Source organism: Paraglaciecola sp. 20A4 (assembly GCF_011378905.1).
Taxonomy (GTDB): domain Bacteria; phylum Pseudomonadota; class Gammaproteobacteria; order Enterobacterales; family Alteromonadaceae; genus Paraglaciecola.
Window position 1 is genome coordinate 123,466 of record NZ_WTPY01000004.1, and the last position, 23,928, is coordinate 147,393.

Annotated in this window: 23 protein-coding genes, 1 tRNA gene and 1 pseudogene; 4 read left to right on the top strand and 21 right to left on the bottom strand. The window is 42.5% G+C overall.

What is annotated here, in order from left to right; all coding sequences use genetic code 11:
- Positions 1-206: 206 nt before the first annotated feature.
- On the top strand, positions 207-1,391 hold the full coding sequence (gene pheA / locus GQS54_RS06390) for a prephenate dehydratase (protein ID WP_166423187.1): 1,185 nt from the start codon (positions 207-209) through the stop codon (positions 1,389-1,391).
- 39 nt (positions 1,392-1,430) lie between these two features.
- Here the strand turns inward: pheA and GQS54_RS06395 are convergent, their stop codons facing one another.
- From GQS54_RS06395 to GQS54_RS06405, 3 genes are read right to left on the bottom strand one after another with little or no spacing between them, the layout of a single operon-like run.
- Positions 1,431-2,099 carry a YoaK family protein gene (locus GQS54_RS06395; protein WP_166423188.1) on the bottom strand — a complete coding sequence of 223 codons (669 nt, stop codon included), beginning with the start codon at positions 2,097-2,099 and terminating at the stop codon, positions 1,431-1,433.
- Between the two features lie 46 nt (positions 2,100-2,145).
- A complete protein-coding gene (gene tyrA, locus GQS54_RS06400; RefSeq protein WP_166423189.1) occupies positions 2,146-3,273 on the bottom strand; it encodes a bifunctional chorismate mutase/prephenate dehydrogenase in 1,128 nt (375 codons plus the stop codon).
- 11 nt (positions 3,274-3,284) lie between these two features.
- Complete coding sequence (locus GQS54_RS06405; RefSeq protein WP_166423190.1) at positions 3,285-4,376, bottom strand: 3-deoxy-7-phosphoheptulonate synthase; 1,092 nt, start codon at positions 4,374-4,376, stop codon at positions 3,285-3,287.
- Between the two features lie 404 nt (positions 4,377-4,780).
- Between GQS54_RS06405 and GQS54_RS06410 the strand changes: the two genes are divergently transcribed.
- Complete coding sequence (locus GQS54_RS06410; protein WP_166423191.1) at positions 4,781-6,982, top strand: M3 family metallopeptidase; 2,202 nt, start codon at positions 4,781-4,783, stop codon at positions 6,980-6,982.
- A gap of 122 nt (positions 6,983-7,104) precedes the next feature.
- On the opposite strand, the gene GQS54_RS06415 is transcribed toward GQS54_RS06410, so the two are convergent.
- The 4 genes from GQS54_RS06415 to soxR form a co-directional block, all read right to left on the bottom strand.
- A complete protein-coding gene (locus GQS54_RS06415; RefSeq protein WP_240919847.1) occupies positions 7,105-7,752 on the bottom strand; it encodes a DNA-J related domain-containing protein in 648 nt (215 codons plus the stop codon).
- Positions 7,753-7,782: 30 nt separating this feature from the next.
- Positions 7,783-8,364 (bottom strand): sugar O-acetyltransferase, encoded by a 582-nt coding sequence (locus tag GQS54_RS06420; protein WP_166423192.1) that lies wholly within the window; start codon positions 8,362-8,364, stop codon positions 7,783-7,785.
- Between the two features lie 9 nt (positions 8,365-8,373).
- On the bottom strand, positions 8,374-9,321 hold the full coding sequence (gene rlmF / locus GQS54_RS06425; RefSeq protein WP_166423325.1) for a 23S rRNA (adenine(1618)-N(6))-methyltransferase RlmF: 948 nt from the start codon (positions 9,319-9,321) through the stop codon (positions 8,374-8,376).
- Positions 9,322-9,449: 128 nt separating this feature from the next.
- Positions 9,450-9,905 (bottom strand): redox-sensitive transcriptional activator SoxR, encoded by a 456-nt coding sequence (gene soxR / locus GQS54_RS06430; protein WP_166423193.1) that lies wholly within the window; start codon positions 9,903-9,905, stop codon positions 9,450-9,452.
- Between the two features lie 91 nt (positions 9,906-9,996).
- Here soxR and GQS54_RS06435 point away from each other — a divergent pair.
- A pseudogene (locus tag GQS54_RS06435) lies at positions 9,997-10,380 on the top strand (VOC family protein).
- 68 nt (positions 10,381-10,448) lie between these two features.
- Here the strand turns inward: GQS54_RS06435 and rplS are convergent.
- From rplS to rlmE, 12 genes are all read right to left on the bottom strand, one after another.
- Positions 10,449-10,808, bottom strand: a complete 360-nt coding sequence (gene rplS / locus GQS54_RS06440; protein ID WP_007103295.1) for a 50S ribosomal protein L19 — start codon at positions 10,806-10,808, stop codon at positions 10,449-10,451.
- On the bottom strand, positions 10,801-11,598 hold the full coding sequence (gene trmD / locus GQS54_RS06445; RefSeq protein WP_166423194.1) for a tRNA (guanosine(37)-N1)-methyltransferase TrmD: 798 nt from the start codon (positions 11,596-11,598) through the stop codon (positions 10,801-10,803). The genes rplS and trmD overlap by 8 nt, the downstream gene beginning before the upstream one ends.
- The gene (gene rimM / locus GQS54_RS06450) at positions 11,598-12,128 is read right to left on the bottom strand and encodes a ribosome maturation factor RimM (RefSeq protein WP_166423195.1); all 531 of its coding nucleotides are present in this window, start codon (positions 12,126-12,128) and stop codon (positions 11,598-11,600) included. The genes trmD and rimM overlap by 1 nt, the downstream gene beginning before the upstream one ends.
- Before the next feature lie 30 nt (positions 12,129-12,158).
- A complete protein-coding gene (rpsP, locus tag GQS54_RS06455; RefSeq protein ID WP_006994621.1) occupies positions 12,159-12,410 on the bottom strand; it encodes a 30S ribosomal protein S16 in 252 nt (83 codons plus the stop codon).
- Positions 12,411-12,661: 251 nt separating this feature from the next.
- Positions 12,662-13,774: an ABC transporter ATP-binding protein gene (locus GQS54_RS06460; protein ID WP_166423196.1), complete on the bottom strand. Its 1,113-nt coding sequence runs from the start codon at positions 13,772-13,774 to the stop codon at positions 12,662-12,664.
- A 97-nt stretch (positions 13,775-13,871) separates the two neighbouring features.
- A tRNA-Leu gene (locus tag GQS54_RS06465) sits at positions 13,872-13,956 on the bottom strand.
- Between the two features lie 12 nt (positions 13,957-13,968).
- Positions 13,969-14,340 (bottom strand): preprotein translocase subunit SecG, encoded by a 372-nt coding sequence (secG, locus tag GQS54_RS06470; protein ID WP_166423197.1) that lies wholly within the window; start codon positions 14,338-14,340, stop codon positions 13,969-13,971.
- Positions 14,341-14,349: 9 nt separating this feature from the next.
- On the bottom strand, positions 14,350-15,099 hold the full coding sequence (tpiA, locus tag GQS54_RS06475) for a triose-phosphate isomerase (RefSeq protein WP_166423198.1): 750 nt from the start codon (positions 15,097-15,099) through the stop codon (positions 14,350-14,352).
- A gap of 129 nt (positions 15,100-15,228) precedes the next feature.
- Positions 15,229-16,572, bottom strand: coding sequence for a phosphoglucosamine mutase (gene glmM / locus GQS54_RS06480; protein WP_166423199.1), 1,344 nt, complete (start codon positions 16,570-16,572; stop codon positions 15,229-15,231).
- 2 nt (positions 16,573-16,574) lie between these two features.
- Complete coding sequence (gene folP / locus GQS54_RS06485) at positions 16,575-17,399, bottom strand: dihydropteroate synthase (protein ID WP_166423200.1); 825 nt, start codon at positions 17,397-17,399, stop codon at positions 16,575-16,577.
- Positions 17,400-17,496: 97 nt separating this feature from the next.
- Positions 17,497-19,455: an ATP-dependent zinc metalloprotease FtsH gene (gene ftsH / locus GQS54_RS06490; RefSeq protein WP_166423201.1), complete on the bottom strand. Its 1,959-nt coding sequence runs from the start codon at positions 19,453-19,455 to the stop codon at positions 17,497-17,499.
- A gap of 52 nt (positions 19,456-19,507) precedes the next feature.
- Positions 19,508-20,137, bottom strand: coding sequence for a 23S rRNA (uridine(2552)-2'-O)-methyltransferase RlmE (rlmE, locus tag GQS54_RS06495; protein WP_166423202.1), 630 nt, complete (start codon positions 20,135-20,137; stop codon positions 19,508-19,510).
- A gap of 95 nt (positions 20,138-20,232) precedes the next feature.
- Here rlmE and yhbY point away from each other — a divergent pair, with 95 nt between their 5' ends.
- Positions 20,233-20,529: a ribosome assembly RNA-binding protein YhbY gene (yhbY, locus tag GQS54_RS06500; protein ID WP_166423203.1), complete on the top strand. Its 297-nt coding sequence runs from the start codon at positions 20,233-20,235 to the stop codon at positions 20,527-20,529.
- A gap of 110 nt (positions 20,530-20,639) precedes the next feature.
- On the opposite strand, the gene GQS54_RS06505 is transcribed toward yhbY, so the two are convergent.
- Together GQS54_RS06505 and GQS54_RS06510 are read right to left on the bottom strand one after the other, a co-directional pair.
- Positions 20,640-21,131, bottom strand: coding sequence for a peptidylprolyl isomerase (locus GQS54_RS06505; RefSeq protein ID WP_166423204.1), 492 nt, complete (start codon positions 21,129-21,131; stop codon positions 20,640-20,642).
- Positions 21,132-21,223: 92 nt separating this feature from the next.
- Positions 21,224-23,611: an ATP-binding protein gene (locus tag GQS54_RS06510; RefSeq protein WP_166423205.1), complete on the bottom strand. Its 2,388-nt coding sequence runs from the start codon at positions 23,609-23,611 to the stop codon at positions 21,224-21,226.
- Positions 23,612-23,928: the final 317 nt, after the last annotated feature.

Genomic DNA, 23,928 nt, shown 5'->3' on the forward strand with positions numbered 1-23,928 from the left:
CGGGTTTATAGGAAATATCTACTCTAAAGGCTATTTTAGCATAAGGTAAATATTGACATTGCTTCCCCGAGTTAATAGATTCGACGATGTGATGTATTCAACAGATAGTAGTTTCAGCGCGCCAAGCCTGTGTTAAATCATTTATGTACAAAGAACTTATGCCTTACTTAAAAGGCTTTTTAACCCATTTATGGAAGTGAATCAAAATGTCGGTCGTGGAGCTAGATAAACTAAGAGAACAAATTACCTCAATTGATCAGCAGTTATTAAAACTGTTAGCAGAGCGTCAGCAATGTACCAATCAAGTTGCTGAAACTAAAATTACCCATCAAATTCCGGTAAGAGATCATAAACGAGAAGAGCAACTGCTGGTCAGCTTGATTAAGCGAGGCCAAGGCCATGGTCTTGACCCTCATTATGTAACGCAATTATTTCACGTTATCATCGAAGACTCAGTGCTCAATCAGCAAGCAATGCTTGCCGCTCGAGCGAACCCTGGCAGCAGCTTGCCACTAAATAGGGTTGCTTTTCTAGGTGACAAAGGGTCTTACAGTTACCTAGCGACTCAAAAATACTTTTCTCGTCGTCCAGGAGAGCTCTTAGAATTAGGATGTCAAAGCTTTGGCGAAATAATTAAAAAGGTAGAGACCAACGAAGCAGATTACGCGGTATTGCCCATCGAAAACACCTCGTCTGGCAGTATCAATGAAGTCTACGATCAACTGCAGCATACTAATTTGTCGATTATTGGTGAGTTAACGCATCCTATTAAACACGCATTGTTGGTTGCTGATCCTACTGATATTAACCGTATTAAAACCTTGTATGCTCATCCCCAAGTGTTTGCACAATGCAGCCACTTTTTAGCTGAGCTAGGCAACGTCGAAGTTATCACTTGCGATAGTACCTCTGCCGCCATGATGACGGTTAACGAGCTACAAAGTGATACGGTTGCAGCTATCGGTAGCGAAGCAGGTGGTGCCTTATATGGGCTACATGCGATTAAATCTAATCTTGCCAACCAAAAAGAAAATCACAGTCGCTTCTTCGTAGTGGCGCGCAAAGCGGTAAATGTACCTTTACAGGTACCTGCTAAAACGACGTTATTAATGTCTACGGTGCAAAAATCCGGTGCGTTAGTAGAAGCCCTACTGATCCTCAAAAACAATAACATCAATATGACTAAGCTAGAATCCAGACCGATTACGGGAAACCCGTGGGAAGAGATGTTCTACATAGATGTAGAAGGGAATATTCAAGATGGACCTATGCAAGTTGCATTAGAAGAGCTTAAAAGTACTACTCGATATTTTAAAGTATTGGGCTGTTATCCAAACGATGAAATTAATCCTACCAAGATTGCGGCAGTCAGTGCATTAGCACAGGAATAAAGCGAATAATGGGATAGTGACCACTCAAGAAGGCACTGATTAGTGCCTTCTTTTCATCTTATTTCGATAAATTCGATAAAATAACGCTAACACGAAACACAAAAATGCAGGGGCTAATAAAGTATTAAACCCTAAATGCGTAAACAAATACGCTCCAAAAACTCCCCCACTAATAAAACCACTTATCAACAATAAAAATAAAATTGCTTTGCGGTTATCAAACGCTTCATGTCTCAGGCGAGCACCTAACATGATACCGAGATCAGTAAATATGCCTGTCATATGCGTAGTGCGAATAATCGCGCCGCTATACGTGGTCGCCAACGCATTTTGTAGACCACATGCAGCAGATGCAGTGTAGTGCCCTGCTGGTAAATTGTCGTTAAGCAACCAGATAGAGGCCAGTAATAATATACCTTCAACCACCAGTAAAAAATCATAATGGCGAGATAATTTAAGAGTGCGACTACGCAAAAAGAAGCCCGAAAAGGCTGCGCCGAATACAAAGCTAAGCAAAATAGCAACTAAGTGGAGTGTATCGCTTATAGGTGCGTTAAGTAACGACGCACCAACAAGCGTTGCACTGCCTGATAAATGCGAAATAGCTTGGTGCGTAAACCCCAGCAAACCCACTGCATTTACACTGCCAGCGATAAGGGCAAGTACAAATGCACCGTACTCCACCCATCTTGGTAATTTTGAAATCATGATATTAGTAATACGGTAATGAAACGGATAAAAGAACTAAATTTTGTTACTCACTGATGGTGCGATCATCATTGGCTTTAAGCAGTAATTTTTTACTATCGACCAGAGATTGTTTTGAATAATCTCCAAACCAAGCACCTATTTTGAAAAAGAGCTTAATAAAAGAAGCTTTGTCACCCTTTTTAAGCATGTCGAGCGCATTATCAAAGGTATCTCGAAAACTAGTGAGCACCGCGATACTGTCTTTGTTGTTAAAAATGATATCAGTATACAAGCCAGGATCCTGTGCGAATAAACGCCCCACCATAGCAAGTTCCAGTCGATAAATTGGTGAACTCAAGGAAATTAGTCGATCCAGCGATGGATTTTCCGTCAATAAATGCGCACCAAAGACATAACTAGAGAAGTGACGCATTACTTGAATAAAGACCATTGAGTCGTCATGCTCTTGAGCATCGGTTTCTTGTAACGCCGCCCCCCAAGCTCGCATCTGTTCTAATAACCACTGGTACTTGTCTTCCTCACGTCCGTGGCACACCACAACAACCTGTTTGACCATGTTCGAAACATCAGGCCCAAACATAGGGTGTAAACCGACCACAGGCCCTTTATGTACATTTAACATGGCATTCAAAGGGACAGCTTTGGTACTGGTGATATCTGCCAAAATACAATCCTCTGGCAGATTATCCAATTTAGCAATGATTTGCTCCGTTAACTGAATAGGCACAGCAACCAAGACCAAGTTAGCTTGAGCAAATATTTCATCCGCTTTGGGCCAGTCTTTTTGCTCTAGAATTTCGACTGTGTAACCACTGCGAGTGAACATGTCGACAAAAATCCGGCCTAATGCCCCAGCCCCCCCGATAACCACAATTTTATTTATCTGAGGCGCACAACACATGTAACGTTTATTTTGCGTGTGGTAAGACTCTCGCATGATACGTCTTAACAAATCTTCAACCAAAGAAGGAGGTACGCCAAGCATGTCTGCCTGGGCACAACGCTTTTCAATTAACTCGACCTCTCGTGCCGGCACGTAAATTGGCATGCCAACCTTACTTTTATACACGCCGACTTGTTCAGTCAACGCAGCACGTTTTGCTAATAACGCCACAAATTCAGAATCGACTGCGTCGATTTGGTCACGTAATTTATCAAGTTCGGTTGGCATGCAAGTTCCTTTTAATCAGGGCTATTAAGTTTGTTTAACCTCAACGGCAATACAGTAATTAGTTTATCACGCATATGGTTAATTAACTCATCCGTAGATTCCCAATCTATACAGCCATCGGTGATCGACACACCATATTCTAGCTCGCTAGCTGATTTACCTTTATTACTTTGATTACCAGATTTCAAGTGGCTTTCGAGCATAATACCAATAACTGACTGATTGCCCTCAAGTATCTGATTAACAACATTTTTAGCTACTAATGGTTGACGGCGGTAATCCTTGCTTGAGTTGGCGTGACTGCAATCTACCACCAAACCAGCGCTGAGCTTCGCGCTGCGCATTTCTTCTTCACAATCTGCCACACATACTGAGTCGTAGTTTGGCTGCTTACCGCCGCGTAAAATAATATGACCGTCGGGGTTACCCTGAGTTTTGATCACACTAACCTGCCCTTCGCCGTTAATTCCCATAAAACTGTGGCCTGATGCTGCAGACTGCAAAGCGTTTATTGCGATATCTAAACTACCGTCCGTACCATTTTTAAAGCCTACAGGCATAGACAATCCGCTGGCCATTTCACGGTGAGTCTGAGACTCAGACGTACGAGCGCCAATGGCTGACCAACTAAATAATTCAGCGAGATATTGTGGGCTAATAGGATCAAGCGCTTCAGTAGCAACAGGGATTTCTAGTTCTGCTAACCAAATCAGTAATTCTCGGGCTTTACGCAAACCTGTCTCAATATCAAATGTGTCATCAATATGTGGATCGTTTATCAAGCCTTTCCAGCCCACTGTGGTACGTGGCTTTTCAAAGTAAACGCGCATCACGATATACAGTGTATCTTTGCAGGATTCATGCAACTCTTTAAGTTTAAGGGCATATTCTTTTGCCGCAGCTATATCATGAATAGAACATGGTCCACTGATAACCAGAAAGCGATGATCTTTGCGATGGATAATATCGGAAATAATTTGTCGAGATGATTGAATAACGGATAATGCATGATCTGTAACAGGAAGCTCATTTTTTAAGGCTTCAGGGGTAATCAGTACCGTTTCAGAGGTGACGTTAATATTGTTAATGTTGTCGCGTAACATAATCTTGACTCACAATAGTAATGGATAAACACGATCTGCGCTGCAGTCGCACTGGAAATAACACGTATGAAGTAAGCGGCCGATTAAATGTAAACATATAATTACAACTGCAAATTAACTTTTTATGTAATTTAATTGACTTTTTAACAGTTGATTATTTTTTTCGCAAGACTTAATTAATTTAATCGACATTTTGCTCACTTTACGCACTATTAAGTGTTGATAAATAAGCACCTCTTACACTTGCACATTATCGCTTACATTTCGCCGTACAAGTATAGAGCAACAAATTTGCGGTTATAAGGCAGATCGCGATAGTCTTTAGTATTACTTGCCTGTAATACAGTGCGAGAATAAAACCGAACGGCAATATAGTCGTCACTCTATTGATATCAGGGATCCTTATGAACAAAGCAATACTCAGCCCAATCACAATGGCTGTCATGCTTAGTGCGTGTCAACCAGACACCACTAGCCAAATGAATACAAACCAAATACCCCAACAAAAAAATTCTGCGGAAATAGAAAGTTCAGTTGAGCATAATAACCCTTTACTGGTTGCATCAAGCGCCCCATTTGGCGTACCAGAATTTGCAAAAATCAAGATTGAGCATTACCAACCTGCATTTGATTTCGCCATCGCGCAAAATAAACAACAAATAGCAGATATAGCCAATAATACTAAAGCCCCGACCTTTGAAAACACCATTGAAGCTATCGAAAAGTCAGGTCAGGCCCTGAATCATGTGACAACTGTTTTTTATGCGCTTAACGGCACCGATACCAATGCACAAATGCAAAGTATTGCTAAGAAGATATCTCCTCGCCTATCAGCGCTTAACGATGATATTTATCTAAATGCAGCGCTGTTTTCTCGGGTTAAGGCTGTCTATGAGCAAAAAGATAAACTTGATTTACGGGTCGATCAGAAAACCTTACTTGATGATAGCTATCAATCGTTTGTTCGTGGCGGAGCAAACCTTAATGATGCAGACAAAGCCACGTTACGTACCCTTAATGCACAGTTATCTAAGTTGTCGGTTCAATTCGGTGAAAACTTATTAGCAGAAACCAATGCATTTGAATTAGTCGTTAATACCGAAGAGGAATTAGCAGGCTTGCCTCAAGATATTATTGCCGCAGCAGCGGTAACAGCTACCGAACGTGGTCATGATGGTAAGTGGGTTTTCACGACTCACCGCCCAAGTAAAAATCCATTTTTAACGTATGCTGAAAATCGTCAGCTACGCAAAGACTTGTATGAGGGATATATTAAACGGGGCGACAACGATAATGCTAATGACAATAAAAAATTAGCGTCTGAAATTGCGTCACTGCGCTATCAAAAAGCCCATTTACTCGGCTACAAAACCTATGCTGACTTTGTACTTGAAAAAGCCATGGCTAAAACGCCGCAAAATGTTTACGGTTTGCTTGATCAGGTTTGGCCGGCTGCGCTTGCACAGGCGAAAAAAGAGGCCGCCGATATGCAACAAATGATCGATGCACAAGGCGACGGTTTTAAATTAGCTGGGTATGATTGGTGGTATTACGCCGAGAAAATTCGTAAAGCACGCTATGATCTTGATGTAGCGCAAACTAAGCCTTATTTTTCTTTAGATGCTACCCGTGAAGGCGTTTTCTACACCGCTAATAAATTGTGGGGCGTAACCTTCGAAGAACGCCAGGACATTCCTAAATACCATCCTGATGTACGTACTTTTGAAGTATTCGATAAAGATGGTTCAAGCATAGGCGTATACATGACCGACTACTACGTTCGCGAAAGTAAACGTGGCGGGGCTTGGATGAACTCATTCCGTAAGCAACAAAAAATGTTCGGTGAGAATGTTAAGCCGATTATTTATAATGTACTTAATTTTCCTCGCCCCGTTGGCGACAGCCCTGTTTTACTGACTTTTGATCAAGCATCGACTCTATTCCACGAATTTGGTCATGCCATCCAAGGCTTACTTTCTGATGGCTATTATCAATCTCAAACTGGCACCGCTTTACCCAGAGACTATGTGGAATATCCGTCTCAGGTTATGGAAAACTGGATGATGGAACCTGAGGTATTAGGCCAATTTGCTAAGCATTATCAAACTGGTCAAGTGATCCCGCAAACACTCATTGATAAAATCCAAGCGGCAGGTAAATTCAACCAAGGCTTTTCAACCACTGAATATATGGCTGCGGCACTGCTGGACATGAAGTGGCATACCCTAGAAACAGCCACTAAACAGGACGCAGATGCATTTGAGAAGGCCGCTATGGATGAGATTGGGTTAATTCCCGAAATCGCCCCTAGATACCGTACAAGCTACTTCTCTCATATATTTTCTGGTGGATACGCATCAGGTTACTACGGTTATATTTGGTCGAACATTTATGACGCAGATACGTGGCAAGTATTTAGTCAAAACGGTATTTTCGATCAGGATACAGCTAATGGTTACCGCAAGCATGTTCTGGAGACTGGTGGTACTGAAGACCCGATGATTATGTATCATCGTTTTCGCGGGAAAGACCCACAAGTTTGGCCCTTGCTAGAACGTCGCGGCCTATTGAGCGAAGAAGCGTTAAAGGCTGCTAAGGGCCAGTAGCTTTATTTTTCAGCACCCACTTTACATGTTTGAACATAATGAAGCCCTGTATTACAGGGCTTTTTAATTAGGTTATATTTTAAGGTATTAAAAAGTGATTTTGATAAGTGCCGTTTGAGGAACTATCCACAGCGACGTATATAGGCATAAGCGATTTGTAGCGTCTGCGCATAAGGTGTATCGCCACCTTTATCAGGATGAAATTGATGGAGCAATTTATGATATTGCCGCTTAACCTCATCAGGACTGGAATTAAACGGAAGCTTGAGCACGGCATAACTGAGTTCAAGCTGCGGATCGGTCTTACTGAAATGTTGATTGGCTAGCGCGTTTTCGTCACAGTCGAAATGCAGCCAAAAATCCTTAAGAAGTTGGTTTACATCCTCAGTTGTAGTACCTAGCAAGTTTTGCCAATCTAAGTAATATGCAGCTAACGGGTCAACAGCTACCACCGGGCTTTTATTAGAAATGGGTGTGTATGCTATGGCCTGGATTTTAAGGGTATGAATACTGATATCGCCTTGGCCTGATGCGCGCCATTGCTGGCGCAAATGATACAAAGCGTGAAACAACAAAAAATGGCTTTGGAACATAGAAAACGGATCCGTTAGCGATAAATGGCTAGATATCTCGTCATCGCCAGCGTCATTTTGCAAATATTTAAGTAGTGCATATTCACTTATACCCTTGGGATGGGTAATTAATAAAGGCTCAAGTATCGCTAACAATCGTTGGGCTGGCAAACCCTGCTTTGCGCCAACCCTATTCATATCTATTTGCCCTCAAAATGAAATATTCGATTAATTCGTTACACTAGAGTCATTGTCTATTTGCCGTATAACAACAGCTGGTACCCCAGCGACCACAGTATTAGCAGGTACATCTTTATTTACTAACGCCCCTGCAGCAATAACAGCGTTATCACCTATTGTAACGCCATCAAGTATTTTTGCGCCCATGCCTATCCATACACTATTACCAATGGTGATAGCTTTTGCGGTTTCTAACCCCTTATTGCGCCTTTTTGCATCTAGCGGATGGGATGCAGTGGAAATTAATACCCCAGGGGCAAGCATTACATCGTCTCCGAAAATCACTGGCGCAGCATCAAGGATCACAACATTATGGTTGGCGTAAAAATTTTTCCCCATTCGAATGTTATAACCATAATCGCAAAAAAAAGTTGGCTCAATCCATGAATTAGGAGACGCCGAAAACAAGCTTTGTAATGCTTTAAGTGCTGCTTTTCTCTCAGCTTCAGGGGCTATATTAAATACCTGACATATTGCTTTTGCTTTCGCTCTGTCTTGCTGCAATATTTTGTTACTTGGAAAATAGTATTGCCCTCTGAGCATCTTTTCTTTTTCGGTTAATATTTGCATTTATGTTCCTTAGTCAGCAGACAAACTGTTATTTGGGTATTTTTCTTGGAAGGTCCAAGCGACAAAGCGACTTTGCTTTTGCCCCTGCCCCATATCCATTTTTAAAAAATTTCTCGCACCATAGTAATTAACACTGGTTTCAATCGCCTTAAGATGGGCACTTTTAGAAACCAAACACGTAAACCAATCTACTTGATCCCTAAAGGCGACGCTTTGACTAATCATGCGCTGAATAAATGCTAACTCACCGCCCTCACACCATAGCTCGTTAGCCGTACCTGAGAAATTAAGTGCTGTCGCTAGCGGTGCACTATGTCTGGCTTTAACGTTACGTTTGTGACGGTTTTTTTCTAAGCCTTTTATTTTACGTTTGCTACCAAGTGCAGCGTCTTCGGCAGATTTATGAAAAGGTGGATTACACATGGTAAAGGCGAAGTGTTCATCAGGTTGGATAATACCGCTAAAAATTTGCTCTTGGTCTGCTTGCTTGCGTACCGTCAATAAGGGAGCCAAATTTGAATTGACGCTGGCCAATTTTTTTGCTGATTTTACGGATAAGTCATCAATATCGCTGCCGATAAAACGCCACCCATAACTAGCACTGCCAATAATCGGGTAAATTGCATTTGCCCCAATGCCCACATCAAGCCCGTTAACTTGATTTCCTATTGGAATAAGTCCACCATTTTGAGTGGCTAAGAGATCCGCTATACCATGAATATAGTCCGCTCTACCCGGTACCGGTGGGCATAGATACCCTTGGGGTATATCCCATGTTTTTATACCGTAATAATGGACAAGTAACGCCGCATTGAGGGCTTTAACCGCATCAGGTTGTGAAAAATTAATACTCTGCTTGCCACTATTCGCGCTAATTAAGTAAGCTTTCAAGGCGGGGTAATCTTGACACAACTCAGCCATAGGATATCCGTCTTTGTGCACATTGCGAACATGCATACTATTTTTTGAAGGTGTTATGGCCAACAGGACATTCCTTTTTAATCATTAAGCGCATTATTGTGAATCAATACCGTTTAGCCATTTCAGTTTACTCATTACTATAGAAATATATCTGAGGTCTACATTTAAAGCGTAGGAATGTCACCAAGTAAATACCGCGCTCCGTTGCCTTTTGAGGCAATTTTATCTTCTTTATTGTACAGTCGACACCTTTGTAAAGACAGACAGCCGCATCCTATACAGCCTGCTAGCGAAGATTTCAGCAGATTTATCTCCGTTATCTTCTGCTCGATATGTATATTAAACACCTTACTTAAACGTGCCCAATCCGCTTTATTCGGCGTCCGGTTATCAGGTAAAGCACTCAATAGTTGGCGAATATCATCTAATGCATAGCCCATATTTTGTGCGATTAAAATAAACGACACACGCCGGATAACCGAACGCGGAAATACTCTATTCCCTCCGTCAGTGCGAATAGAAGGAATAAGATTTTGATTCGCATAATAACGGATAAGTGAAACCGCATTTCCTGTTCGCTTGGCGATAAACCCAATGCCGACCAAAGGTTCTGGGGCCATACAATTATCTCAACATTTATCTTGATCTAAAGTTAGCTTTAGATCTTAAGCTGTTGCCTTACAATAATCCAGTCACATAAAAGGAAATATTATGCGCGCAGCAATGCTTGAACATTTAAATTTAACCGTCAGCGATCCAGATAAAATAGCCCACATACTCTGTCAGCTATTTAATTGGCATATCCGTTGGTCCGGTCCAGCTAAAGATGACTGATACACGGTGCATGTAGGTTCAGAGACAGCTTATCTAGCTTTATACAAACCAAAAAGGTTCAACACTGAAGTCTGTGATCATTTGAATATAGCCCACGTTAATCATGTTGGTATTTTAGTAAATGAGTTAAGTGAAGTTGAGACAAAGGTACTAGCAATGGGGTTTAACACGTTTAATCACGGTGATTATACGCCCGGAAAGCGTTTTTACTTTATGCTCAGTGACGGGATAGAGACTGAAGTGGTCAGTTACAGTAATTAGATATATAGCAGTAAAAAGCCCGCAAAATGCGGGCTTTTTTATAAGTTAACGGTAACGCAAAATTAATATTAGTTAAGCTTTTCTTTGATACGTGCAGAACGACCTGAACGGTCACGCAAGTAATAAAGCTTAGCACGACGAACATCGCCACGACGTTTCACAGCAATTGAACCAATTGCAGGGCTGTGGGTCTGGAACGTACGCTCAACACCTTCGCCGTTTGAAATCTTACGAACTGTAAAAGCAGAGTGTAGGCCACGGTTACGTTTAGCGATTACAACGCCTTCGTATGCCTGAAGACGCTCTTTCTCGCCTTCTTTAACGCGTACTTGAACAACAACTGTATCACCAGGGCCAAATGCAGGAACATCAGTTTTTAACTGAGCTTCTTCAATGCGCTTGATGATATCTTGATTGACTTTACTCATCATATCCTCTCATCCCAGAATAACTGCCATTTTGCTGCAACAACTCTTGCTGATATTCATCTAACAAACGTTGCTGCTCCTCAGTCAGAGCTAGGTCGTTTAATAATTCAGGGCGTCGTTGCCAGGTTCTACCTAACGACTGTTTTTCCCGCCACTGTTTGATTTTTTGATGATCACCGCTCAACAACACAGGAGGAACTGATTGACCGTGCAAATTTTCTGGCCGTGTATAGTGCGGACAATCTAGCAAACCGTCGCTAAACGAATCTTGCTCAGCAGATTGTGCATGCCCTAATACGCCTGGTACCAGTCTTGCTACAGCATCCATCAACACCATCGCAGGTAGTTCACCACCACTGAGGATGTAGTCACCAACAGACCATTCTTCGTCTATTTCAGCTTCTATCACTCTCTCGTCGATACCTTCGTAGCGACCAGCGACTAGAATCACACTTTCATTTTCAGAAAGTTGTTTCACACCACGTTGCGTTAATGTTTTCCCCTGAGGTGAGAGATAAATCACCTTAGTTTTTTTCTCGGCCGCCTGTTTGGCTGCACGAATTGCGTCTAATAACGGCTGAACCATCATCAGCATTCCTGGGCCACCACCGTATGGCCGGTCGTCAACAGTGCGATGTTTGTCGTGAGTAAAATCTCTTGGATTAAAGAAATCTACTTTCAACTTACCGGTTTTAACGGCTCGCCCTGTTACGCCCTGTTCGGTAAAAATCTGAAACATTTCTGGAAACAGACTTATTACACCAAACCAACGTTGTGTATCCGAACTCATTAAAAGCTGGGATCCCAATCAACCTGTATGGTCTTTGCCTCACGGTCCACTCGCTTAACGACTTGGTCGATTAAGTAAGGCACCATGCGTTCTTTTTGACCGAAAGCGTCCTTTAAATTGGCTTTGATTAACATGACGTCATTCGCACCCGTTTCAAACAACTCTTTAACAACACCCAAGTTGTAACCCTGTTCGGTCACGACTTGCATGCCAACTAACTCTCTCCAATAAAATTCATCACCATCTAATTGAGGTAGCTGTTGTGCTTTAATTGAAATATCGAGATTTTTGACACCTTCGGCATCATCTCTAGTTTCAACCCCAACCAGTTTGGCAACTAATCCCTTATTGTGGGTTCGCCATTGGTCAACGACAATTTCTTTAGTATTACCTTCTTGACCCACGAGCCAAGGGGTATAACCAAAAATACCGTCTAATTCATCGGTATATGATGTGATTTTGACCCAACCCTTTACACCATAAGGTGCGCCGATTTTGCCCATCACTAATGTGTCAGACGCGTGACTCATTTATACCTCAATCTTTCTTAACAATTGCAATTAAGCAGCTGCTTTTTGTGCATCTTTAACCAAGCGAGCAACACGGTCGGATAAGCCTGCGCCATTTCCTACCCAATGCTCTACACGGTCAAGGTCAAGACGTAAACGCTCTTCTTGACCTTGTGCTGTTGGATTAAAGAAACCAATGTTTTCAATAAAACGACCATCGCGTGAACGACGGCTGTCAGCAACCACTACTTGATAAAATGGACGCTTTTTAGCGCCACCACGCTGTAAACGAATAGTAACCATAAATGCCTCAAACTCGTTAGAGCGTTAACGTTAACTTATATCCCTTTTTAGCTACCTAACGATTTATTGCTAGATAAAAGGACGCCGTATTGTACGGATTTTGTGCTTGATTGCAAGTATAGTTAGCAATGAATAGTCTTTAGATTTCAAATGCTAATATTAATTGCTTTGAATAATACGTCTGCTGTTCTGGCACCAGAATATCAAGGTAGAGAAAGTCGCCTTTTAATTAGCGAGATAAATGCGGTTAGTTACTCGATATCGCTTAGCGTATAATTCTCTAACGGGATCCGCTGACTATTTTCGTCAAATAACAGAATGTCCTGCAATCTAAAAGTGACGTAAACCATTTGATTTACCGACATCCGTTCGTCATCTGCAACCACGGCTATATTTTTATGACTTCCTTCTAGCGGTGATAAGTAGAGATATTGTGTATCCCCTAAGTATTCGATTTGAGCAAGCTGCATATTTAGGCCATGATTTTTTGCATCAACACTCAGACTAAAGGCTCTTGGACGCACCCCAACAGTCACAACTGAATTGTATAGTTCACTCGGTAAATCACATTTAAGAGTATAAGTAGTACCACAATCAATATGCACCCCTTCACTGTCGGCCCAGGCTTTGAATTCGTTGATTTTAGGATCGCCAAAAAAGCGTGCTACATACAGATTACTGGGATACTGATAGATATTTTGCGGTGTGTCGAATTGTTCGATACCGGTTTCACTCAGCAATAGAATACGTTGGGCAAGTGCCATGGCTTCATGCTGATCATGGGTTACGAATAAGGTGGTAGCGGCCAAACTAAGGTGTAAATCTTTTAACTCCTGACGCATCTGTTTTCTAAGTTCGGGGTCAAGATTAGAAAAAGGCTCGTCAAACAAAAAGAGCTGGGGTTTTGACAACATCGCTCTGCCTATAGCCACTCTTTGTCTCTGACCTCCAGATAACTGTCTTGGATATCGGTCAAGTAAATTACCAATAGCCAAACGTTTGGCAACATCTTTAACATCACCAGATATAAGCGTTTTGTCCACATTTTTGACACTTAAAGAGTAACCCAAATTCTCCGCCACGGTTAGATGCGGAAACAACGCGTAGTTTTGAAAGACCATGCCGACATTTCTTTCATGGCTAGCGAGACTGTCTACTTTGACATTGTCGAAGTGTATTTCTCCGCTATCGAGGGTTTCAAGCCCAGCAATAAGGCGCAGCAAGGTTGATTTCCCAACACCTGAAGGACCGACTATAGCCACAAACTCTCCAGTGGCAAATTCCACCGTTATACTCGGAAAATGATATTGATTAGCACCACTTCCTAAAATTTTTGTGACTTGTCGTAAACTAACTTGACTCATAATTAACCAGATTTAAATAACGATTAGCCGAATAGCGGCAAAAAGCCACAATAATAAAAAAGGGCCGTAACTTACGTTACGGCCCTATTCTTTTAAATGGTGCGGATGGGGAGACTCGAACTCCCACGGCCTAAGCCACAGCCCCCTCAAGGCTGCGTGTCTACCAATTCCACCACATCCGCGTGGTACTTTTTTTAACTTTGAGGTATATCGCTTGCAGGTGCATCTGATGTGGTAACGGGTACATCAGATTCCGCCGGCGTAGTCATAGACTCAACAGGCTCATCTAAAACTGGCACTTCAATATTCTGCCAATCATCAACTGCTTTTTCTTTATCAGCAGTTTGATTGCCTAAGATTAAACTAATCACGAAGAATAATGTAGCTAATATCGCAGTAGTACGCGTAAGGAAGTTGCCCGAACCCGATGAACCAAAAACGGTGTTTGAACCACCACTACCAAATGATGCGCCCATATCTGCGCCTTTGCCTTGTTGAACAAGAACAAAGCCGATCAACATAATCGCTACAATTAAATAAACTACAATCAATACTTCGTAAAACATGTGTCGCCTCTATCGCTTTGCCGCTAGGCAAATGCTTAAAAAATCTTCTGGGTTTAAACTGGCACCGCCAATCAAACCGCCATCAACATCAGGTTGGGAGAACAGTTCAACAGCATTGCTGCCTTTTACACTACCGCCATATAAAATTACACATTGGTTGGCGATATTACTGTCTTGCTTTGCCAAATGTTGACGTATAAATGCATGCACTTCTTGTGCTTGCTCTGGGCTCGCTGTTTTACCAGTGCCTATTGCCCAAATCGGCTCATAGGCAATAACAATGTCGTTAAACGCAGCGATACCAACTTCTTTTATCACCGCATTTAATTGCTCAGCGATAAAATCAAAAAACTGACCATTATCACGAATATCTTCTGGTTCGCCAACACAAAACAACGGAGTCAGTTTGTGTTTTAAAGCTAGCCCTACTTTATTAGCAACAAGTTCATTTGATTCATAATTATCAGCACGTCGTTCTGAATGTCCCAAAATAACATATTGGCAATTCATTTCTTTCAACATACTGACGGCCGTTTCACCGGTATGTGCGCCTGATTCAAAGTGACTAATATTCTGCCCACCTAAGGCAAAATCATTATCACTAAATCCACCTAAATAAGGAAATGGAGGACAGACAACAACATCTACGTGAGAAATATCCGTTTTTGAAAATGTTTCCTCAATCTGCTTAATTAATGCCAGATTTCCGTTCATTTTCCAATTACCTGCCACTAATGGCCGACGGTTATTCATTTGCAATCTAACTCCTGTAGTGCCAGTGAAAAGCGCGCGAGATATTAACCAACCTACCACTAATATACAAGTGGCAGAATTGAATTTTAACGACTTTTATTCAGTAAATAGTCAGTCTGGTTTAATATTGCTGACTTATTGTCCAGTTGCTTTACGCACAGCGTCTGCAATGTGCTCAGCCCACTTCTTTGAGTCAGTGGCATCATTCGCTTCAACCATAACGCGGATCAACGGTTCAGTACCACTTTTACGCAGTAAAACACGTCCTCGCTGACCCAATGCTTTTTCAGCTTCCAGTACGCTATTTTGCACTTCGTCGCTCTGTAAAGGAGTATCACCTACGTTGAAGCGGACGTTAATGAGCGTCTGTGGAAACTTAGTCATTCCGCGGCTCAGTTCACTTAATGTCATGCTAGCATTCAACATAGCAGCTAACACTTGTAAGCCAGCGACAATTCCATCACCCGTAGAGGCGGCGTCTAGATTTAATACATGTCCAGAACCTTCCCCACCAATCGACCAACCCTTTTGACGCAGCAACTCAAGTACATAACGATCGCCAACGTTACTACGCTCGAACGGCACCCCTAATGTGCCAAGCGCCACTTCTAAGCCTAGGTTACTCATAACCGTGCCCACTACGCCACCTTTCAACTTACCTGATTTAAGGGCATCGCGTGCAATAATATAAACAATCTGATCACCATCGATGACATTACCGTTGTGGTCAACCAACATAAGGCGGTCACCGTCACCGTCAAGCGCAAACCCAAGATCAGCTTTATTTTTTATAACACTATCTACGATCGCTTTCATCGACGTAGCACCGACCTTTCGGTTAATGTTAAGGCCATCGGGTTGGGTGCCGATTTCAATCACATCAGCACCTAATTCACTCAATACATTGGGCGCTATGTGGTAGGTAGCACCGTGGGCGCAATCGACGACGATTTTTAACCCTTTAAGAGACAAGTTTGAAGGAAAGTTTCCTTTGCAGAACTCTATGTAGCGCCCCGCTGCGTCGGAAATACGTACCGCTTTACCTAGTTTGTCAGAAGCAACACATTCCATTGGTAAATCCATTTGCGCTTCGATGGCCAATTCGATGTCATCATCTAATTTAGTGCCATCAGCTGAAAAAAACTTAATGCCATTGTCGTAATAAGGATTATGTGACGCACTAATAACAATGCCGGCTTCTGAACGAAATGTCTTTGTAAGATAAGCAATGGCTGGAGTGGGCATAGGTCCGAGTAGACCAATGTTTATGCCGGCTGCGGATAAACCCGCCTCGAGAGCAGATTCAAGCATATAACCAGATATTCGGGTGTCTTTACCGATAAGAACTTTATTAGTGCCGCTGCTAGCTAACACTTTACCCGCGGCCCAGCCTAATTTCATTACAAATTCGGGATTGATTAGGTTTTCTCCGACTTTGCCGCGAATACCATCAGTACCGAAATATTTTCTGTCACTCATTATTATTTTTCCTTTTGTATCATCGACACGATTTTTACCGCATCGACGGTTTCTCTTACATCATGCACGCGAATAATGTGCGCGCCTTTCAAAGCCGCAATAGTGGCAAGTGCCACACTACCCGCTAAGCGTTCTTCCACCGGTCTATTGAGAAGCTGACCGATCATGGATTTTCGCGACATTCCTACCAATAATGGATAGCCTAGACGATGCAGTTTATCCAATTGGGCGAGCAACTGATAATTATGCGCCAAATTTTTACCAAAGCCAAAACCCGGATCGAACAGTATATTGTTGTGCCTGACCCCAGCCTGAACACATTCACGCGCCCGGGCGAGTAAAAAATCTTCTACATCAAGACGCACGTTTGCATAATGAGGCGCGTCTTGCATACTTCGGGGTTGTCCGCGCATGTGCATTAAGCAAACAGGTACGTCTAGCTGTGCCGCCGTATTTAAGGCGTTAGGCTCTTGAAGTGCCCTAACATCGTTAATTAGGCCTGCACCAGCTAGCACGGCCGCTTGCATAACAGTTGCTTTACTGGTGTCGATAGATATGACAGTCTCAAACCTAGCATTCAAAGCTTCTATAACAGGGATTACTCGGTCCAATTCTACTTGTTCAGAAACATCTATGGCGCCTGGTCGAGTCGACTCACCACCAATATCGATAAATTCAGCACCTGCCTCAATCATATCGCTGGCATGGCTAATCGCCTTATCGATGTGTGCAAAAGTGCCGCCATCAGAAAAAGAATCAGGCGTAACATTGAGAATCCCCATGACTTTGGGACTATTGAGTTCCAGTGTTTTATTGTTAAATTTCATCGTTTAATTGTCTTTGCTGATTGACTTTAAGCGTAGTAAAAAAAACGCTTTGTTGATTTCTCAACAAAGCGTCTTTATTCATTAAAACACCAATTGGTTAGTTAGTCGCATCACCAGGTTTGCCAACCGCCGGATCAGACTTCTTAGTCTCGTCCTTTTCGCTTGGCTCTTCTTTAACAGCTGAGCCACCAGTAGGAGGTGTGCTATCGTTCTTTGCGTCTTCAATCCAATCAGCAGGAGGACGAACATCCGTGCGTGCCATTAAATCATCGATTTGTTTTGCATCAATCGTTTCATACTTCATCAAACAATCTTTCATTGCATGTAAAATATCAATATTATCGGTCAATATTTTCTCAGCGCGAGCATAGTTTCTATCAATTAATGATTTCACTTCAGCATCAATTGCGCGGGCAGTATCGTCCGACATATGCTTCGACTTTGCCATACTGCGCCCAAGGAACACTTCGCCTTCTTCTTCGGCGTAGAGCATGGGTCCCATCTTGGTTGATAGGCCCCACTGAGTGACCATTTTGCGGGCGATATCAGTAGCACGCTCGATATCATTCGACGCACCTGTGGTAACGCGCTCTTCGCCTAACGTTAACGCTTCAGCGATTCGACCACCAAACAGACTAGATATCATACTTTCTAGATGCTGTTTACTGTGGCTGTATCTATCTTGCTCCGGTAGATACATGGTCACACCTAAGGCTCGTCCACGAGGAATAATCGATACTTTGTAAACAGGATCATGCTCAGGCACTAAGCGACCCACAATAGCGTGGCCAGCTTCATGATAAGCAGTATTGGTTTTCTCTTCTTCAGACATAACCATGTTTTTGCGCTCGGAGCCCATCATGATCTTGTCTTTAGCTTTATCAAACTCTTCCATCGATACAGTACGCTTGCCACCACGAGCAGCAAATAGCGCAGCTTCGTTTACCAAGTTAGCCAAATCTGCACCTGAGAAACCGGGTGTACCACGGGCAATATATGACGGTTCTACATTGTCTCCAAGAGGGACTTTACGCATATGCACTTTTAATATTTGCTCGCGTCCACGAATATCAGGTAAACCAACGTGAACCTGACGGTCGAAACGACCCGGGCGTAAAAGTGCAGGGTCAAGTACATCAGGACGGTTAGTCGCTGCAATAACGATAACGCCTTCGTTGCCGCCGAAACCATCCATTTCAACTAGCATCTGGTTTAATGTTTGCTCGCGCTCATCGTGACCACCACCCATACCGGCACCACGTTGGCGACCAACGGCATCAATTTCATCAATAAAGATGATACAAGGTGCAGCCTTTTTAGCTTGCTCGAACATATCACGCACGCGAGACGCACCAACACCCACAAACATTTCAACAAAATCAGAGCCTGAAATTGAGAAGAATGGGACTTTCGCTTCACCGGCAATCGCCTTGGCTAGCAACGTTTTACCCGTACCAGGAGGGCCAACTAACAGCACACCAGTAGGAATACGTCCGCCGAGCTTCTGGAATTTACTAGGGTCACGTAAAAAGTCGACTAATTCAGAAACGTCTTCTTTTGCTTCATCACAACCAGCAACATCTGCAAACGTTGTTTTGATTTGGTCTTCACCCATCAGCTTAGCTTTGCTTTTACCAAATGACATGGCGCCTCGACCACCGCCGCCACCCTGCATTTGACGCATGAAGAATATCCACACACCAATAAGCAGCAACATGGGGAACCATGAAATAAAGATCGATGTTAGTAATGAAGGTTCTTCAGGTGGCTCTCCGAGAATTTTCACATCTTGTTTAACCAAATCTGAAATGAGTTGATCGTCAAAGTATGGAATATAAGTGGAGAAGCTTTCGCCTGATCGTTTAGTCCCTTTAATTTCTCTTGATTCACTATCAATGCGCACCTCACGGATTTGCCCTTGATTAGCTTCCTTAAGAAATGTTGTGTAATCCGTTTGTACCTTTGATGACTCTCCCGGAGAAAAACTCTGGAAGACTGACATCAAAACGACAGCTATGACCAACCATAAGATTAAATTTTTTGCCATGTCGCTCAAGTTGTTGACCTCTGTTATTTCAATTCTGTTGCGTATCTCACGCCTGAGACTACTATAATTTAAAGCCCGTCGCTACCAGATATACCTCTCTGGAACGTGCTCGTGATGAATCAGGCTTACGAGTTTTAACTACTTTAAATGCGCTTTTCACATCACTAAAGAATTGCTCGAAACCTTCCCCCATAAAGACCTTTACGACGTAACTGCCATTTTTCTTCAACACTTGTCGGCACATATCTAACGATAGTTCGACTAAGTAAATTGATTTAGCTTGGTCTGCCGTGTCATTTCCGATCATGTTAGGAGCCATATCTGACATCACTACGTCTACGTTCTTTCCGTCAATTTTGTTCAGTAATGCGTCAAGAACTGATTCTTCACGAAAATCTCCCATTAAAAAATCAACGCCTGGTAATGGGTCCATCGCCAAAATATCACAAGCGATCACCTGCCCATCATCGCCGACTTGTTTTGCCGCATACTGCGACCATCCACCTGGTGCGGCGCCTAAGTCAACTACCGTCATGCCCTTTTTTATAAGACCATCTTTGGCTTGAATTTCTTCGAGCTTAAAAACAGCCCTAGAACGTAGACCTTTTTTTTTCGCCTCCATGACATATTTATCGTCAAAATGCTCTTTGAGCCAGCGTTTACTGCTTTCAGATTGCTTATTTTTACCCATTGGCTTCGTTTGTCATTAGGAATACTTGCAAGATGGCGCTAGAATACTTGTTTTCAACTGTTCACATTCAATATAATTGTAAGAAATATTACTCAATGACTCTATCAAACAAGCAAAAACAACACCTTAAAGGCCTCGCCCATTCACTTAAACCTGTTATACAACTTGGGGCTAATGGATTGACCGAAGGCGTATTGGCTGAAATTGAGGGCGCACTTAGCCATCATGAACTCATTAAAGTTAAAGTACCCACTGACGACAGAGAAGAGAAAAGTTTGATCATGGATGCGATTATCCGTGAAACAAAAGCAGAAAAATTACAATCTATAGGCCATACCTTGGTGCTATTTCGTCAAAGTGACGAGAAAAAAATCGAACTACCAAGAAAATAATTTTACTGTGATTAACTTCCCGTATTAAAACAACGAATCGAGTTGATTTAATACGGGGCTTTTACTCTGCGCATTTAGTACTTATTTTCACAGCTGCGTTAATAATTGTATTAATGGTGGTGACCACCGGCTCCATGAGCATGACCATGTTCAATTTCTTCTGACGTCGCTTGACGTACATCAACGACCTCTAAATCAAAATTCAACGTCTTACCCGCCATTGGATGGTTCAAATTCACGGTAACCATGAATTTTCCTACTTTTACTACGGTGACTTCTCGCTGGCCATTATCAGTATTGACCACTGCCGTCATACCTGCCTTCCATTTTTTAGTACCTTGCGCATCTTGCAAATGTTTCATAGGAATGCGTTGTTCTGCGTCTGGCTGAATTTCGCCGTATGTTTGAGCAGGTTCAAGTTCCACAGAAAAACGATCGCCTACCGCCTTCCCTTCAAGGGCTGCGGACACGCCTGGCATCATGTTACTGTGACCATGAAGATAGGCAACAGCTTCATCATCGCGGTTATTTTCAAGCTCTACGCCATCTAAATCGGTAATAATATATTTGAACTGTACTACGGTATCTTTTGCTATTTGCATATCGGTTATCTCGTCATAAATAATGTGCGCGGCAGTCTATCAAAAACACAGAATTGTGAAATCTTATTTGACCACAAAAATTGTGTTGGGCTCTATTCGTCGTCGTTGCCGTTCACCACATTCGCGATGTTGAGTAAACTACTGACCGCCATGTAATTAATTGTTCCTTTGGGATATCGACCTTTGGCATTCATCAAGCCGACTTCTTTATTCATCAATAATTCCAGGGCTTGATCGACCGTTTCCACTACACAAATATGAAACTTGCCTAAATTGACCGCAGCAATAACCTCTTTATCTAACATCAAATTGATTTGATTAGATTTTGGGATAATAGCCCCCTGATTACCGGTTAAACCACGATGCTGACATAGCTTAAAGAAGCCCTCAATTTTCTCGTTCACGCCACCCACGGACTGAACCTGACCATACTGGTTAATTGAGCCTGTGATGGCTAAATCTTGCCGGGTTGGAATATTGGTTAACGCAGAGATGAGCGCCACTAATTCAGCTAATGACGCACTGTCGCCGTCAATGTGTCCGTAGGATTGTTCAATGGCAATATTTGCCGATAATGTTAGTGGAAATAACTGCGCGTACTTATGCCCTAAGTAACCCGTTAATAGCATAACCCCTTTTGAGTGAATGGGTTGTCCCAACTCAACCTCGCGCTCGATATCTACCACACCGTTAGCGCCAGCATAAACGGTGGATGTGATCCGTGCAGGCGTACCAAACAAACAATCACCCACTTCAAGTACGGTAAGGCCATTCACTTTACCTACGTCGACACCTTCAGTGGCAATTAATATTTGCCCCTGCTTAATATCATCTAATACGGCTTCGCTTACCCGTCCAGTGCGGCGAGTTTTTGCGCTTAATGCCGCTTCGATTTGGGTTACGTCTAAATCTAAAACTTGATCCTTACGACAAAAATAGAAGCTCTCATTAAGCAGTTCAATCACATCAGAGAAACGAGCAGATAACCGTTGTTGATGTTCCGCCATGCGCAAACTGTACTCCACTAAGCGATACATCGCTTTAGGGGAAATACTGTTTAATCCCAATGCGGCTACTTGATGCCTAACACGACCCACAAAGTCATATAGAGTTTGCTTGTCTAATTGAATTTCATGATCAAAATCAACTAATACACGAAACAGCTCATAAAATTCATCGTCATAATCTTGCAAGTTATAATACAGTTCTCGCGAACCAAGCAGCACCACTTTAACGCTAATAGGAATTTGCTGTGGATTCAGTGTAATTGAGTTAACCATACCTACATCGGGCTGAGGCAGGTCCATTTTTAGGTAACCTGATTTAAGCACTAATTTTAACGTTTCCCATGCGTAGGGCTGTAAAATCAACTTATCTACATCTAGCAACAAGTACCCGCCGTTTGCACGATGCAATGCCCCGGGCCTAATCATGCGGTAATTGGTAAAAACGGATCCCGAGACGTTGGTATATTCAACCCGACCAAATAAATTTTGGTGCGTTGGGTTAGGCTCATAAATGACCGGAGCCCCGCTATTTAATTCATGGCTGACGAGTATATTAGGTAGATATTGTTCTTCTAGAATCGAACGCCTGTCATACTCATCGTGTTTTTCGTCTTTCTTCTCATCAGCCAATATCTCTACTATGGTTTCGACCAAATGAGGCTTTAATTGACGCAAAAATTTCAATATGCCTAAATCACCAACATATTGATGCTCAAGCTCTTTAAGCAGAGGTCTGATACCTTGCTCAGCAGTATCTTTCTTGAGTTGGCGAAGTTTTTCTGACGATGCTCGTTTCCATTTTGGTAGCTCAATTAACGCTTCAGCTAATCGATTCTCTAATTCATCGATCAAGGTATAATACTGCTGACGTTCATCTTCACTTAATTTTGCAAAATCTGCATCCGTAATCGGTTTTTCATTCACTATGGGAGAAAAACTTATATTGCCATTCTCTTCATACAAGGCGACTTTTTGCGCTAGAGCGAGTTGTTCAACCGTGTCGATAGCATGCTCATAACGCTGATCAAATTCCCGAGTGATGGCTACTTTTTTTCGCTGGTACCCTGGATTATCAAATGCCGCAGGAAAGGTATCGAGTAATTCATCGACCAATGTCCCCATCTCTTTCACAAGGCGTTTACTTTCGCCTGGCGGCAAGCGCAGTGCAAACGGCTCGCGCTCATCTTCAAAATTATTGATGTAGCACCAGTCATCTGGGGTTAACGCTCTGCGAACGTACTTGGCGATATATTCATGAACCAAGGTAAAGCGACCAGTTGCTTGTTCGCCCATTACATATAAATTATACCCCTTGGTATTAAGCCCCAAACCAAAGTCTAGCGCTTCCCGAGCTCGCGCCTGACCGATAAAGGTTGCTTGCATAGCTTGTTCATCTTTTAAAGCTTGATTGATCAAGCGGCGACTGGGCTTAGCGGTTATATCTTTTAAACTCAAAGCGTATTTAAGATGCATGGTAGAGGTGAGATTTCCTTTTTCGAACAAGTAAAATTGGCGGTCTGCGCAGCGTAATATCGCTATAATAACAAATATTACTTAATAGCATGCCCCACTTTTTATCCATTCATAAATTTATATTATCCACAGCCAGGTTTTCCTCTAACGTGTGCGGCCGGTTTGGGTGTTATCAGCATTGTATTCACATTTTGTGGATAAATTTATCGCCATTGACAGTATTTTTTACGATAAATGCTAGGAAAACAACGTTCTGCTATTGTGACCCAGCAACTCGCTAGGGTATTCTTGCAGGCTATCTTATTTAATACATTATC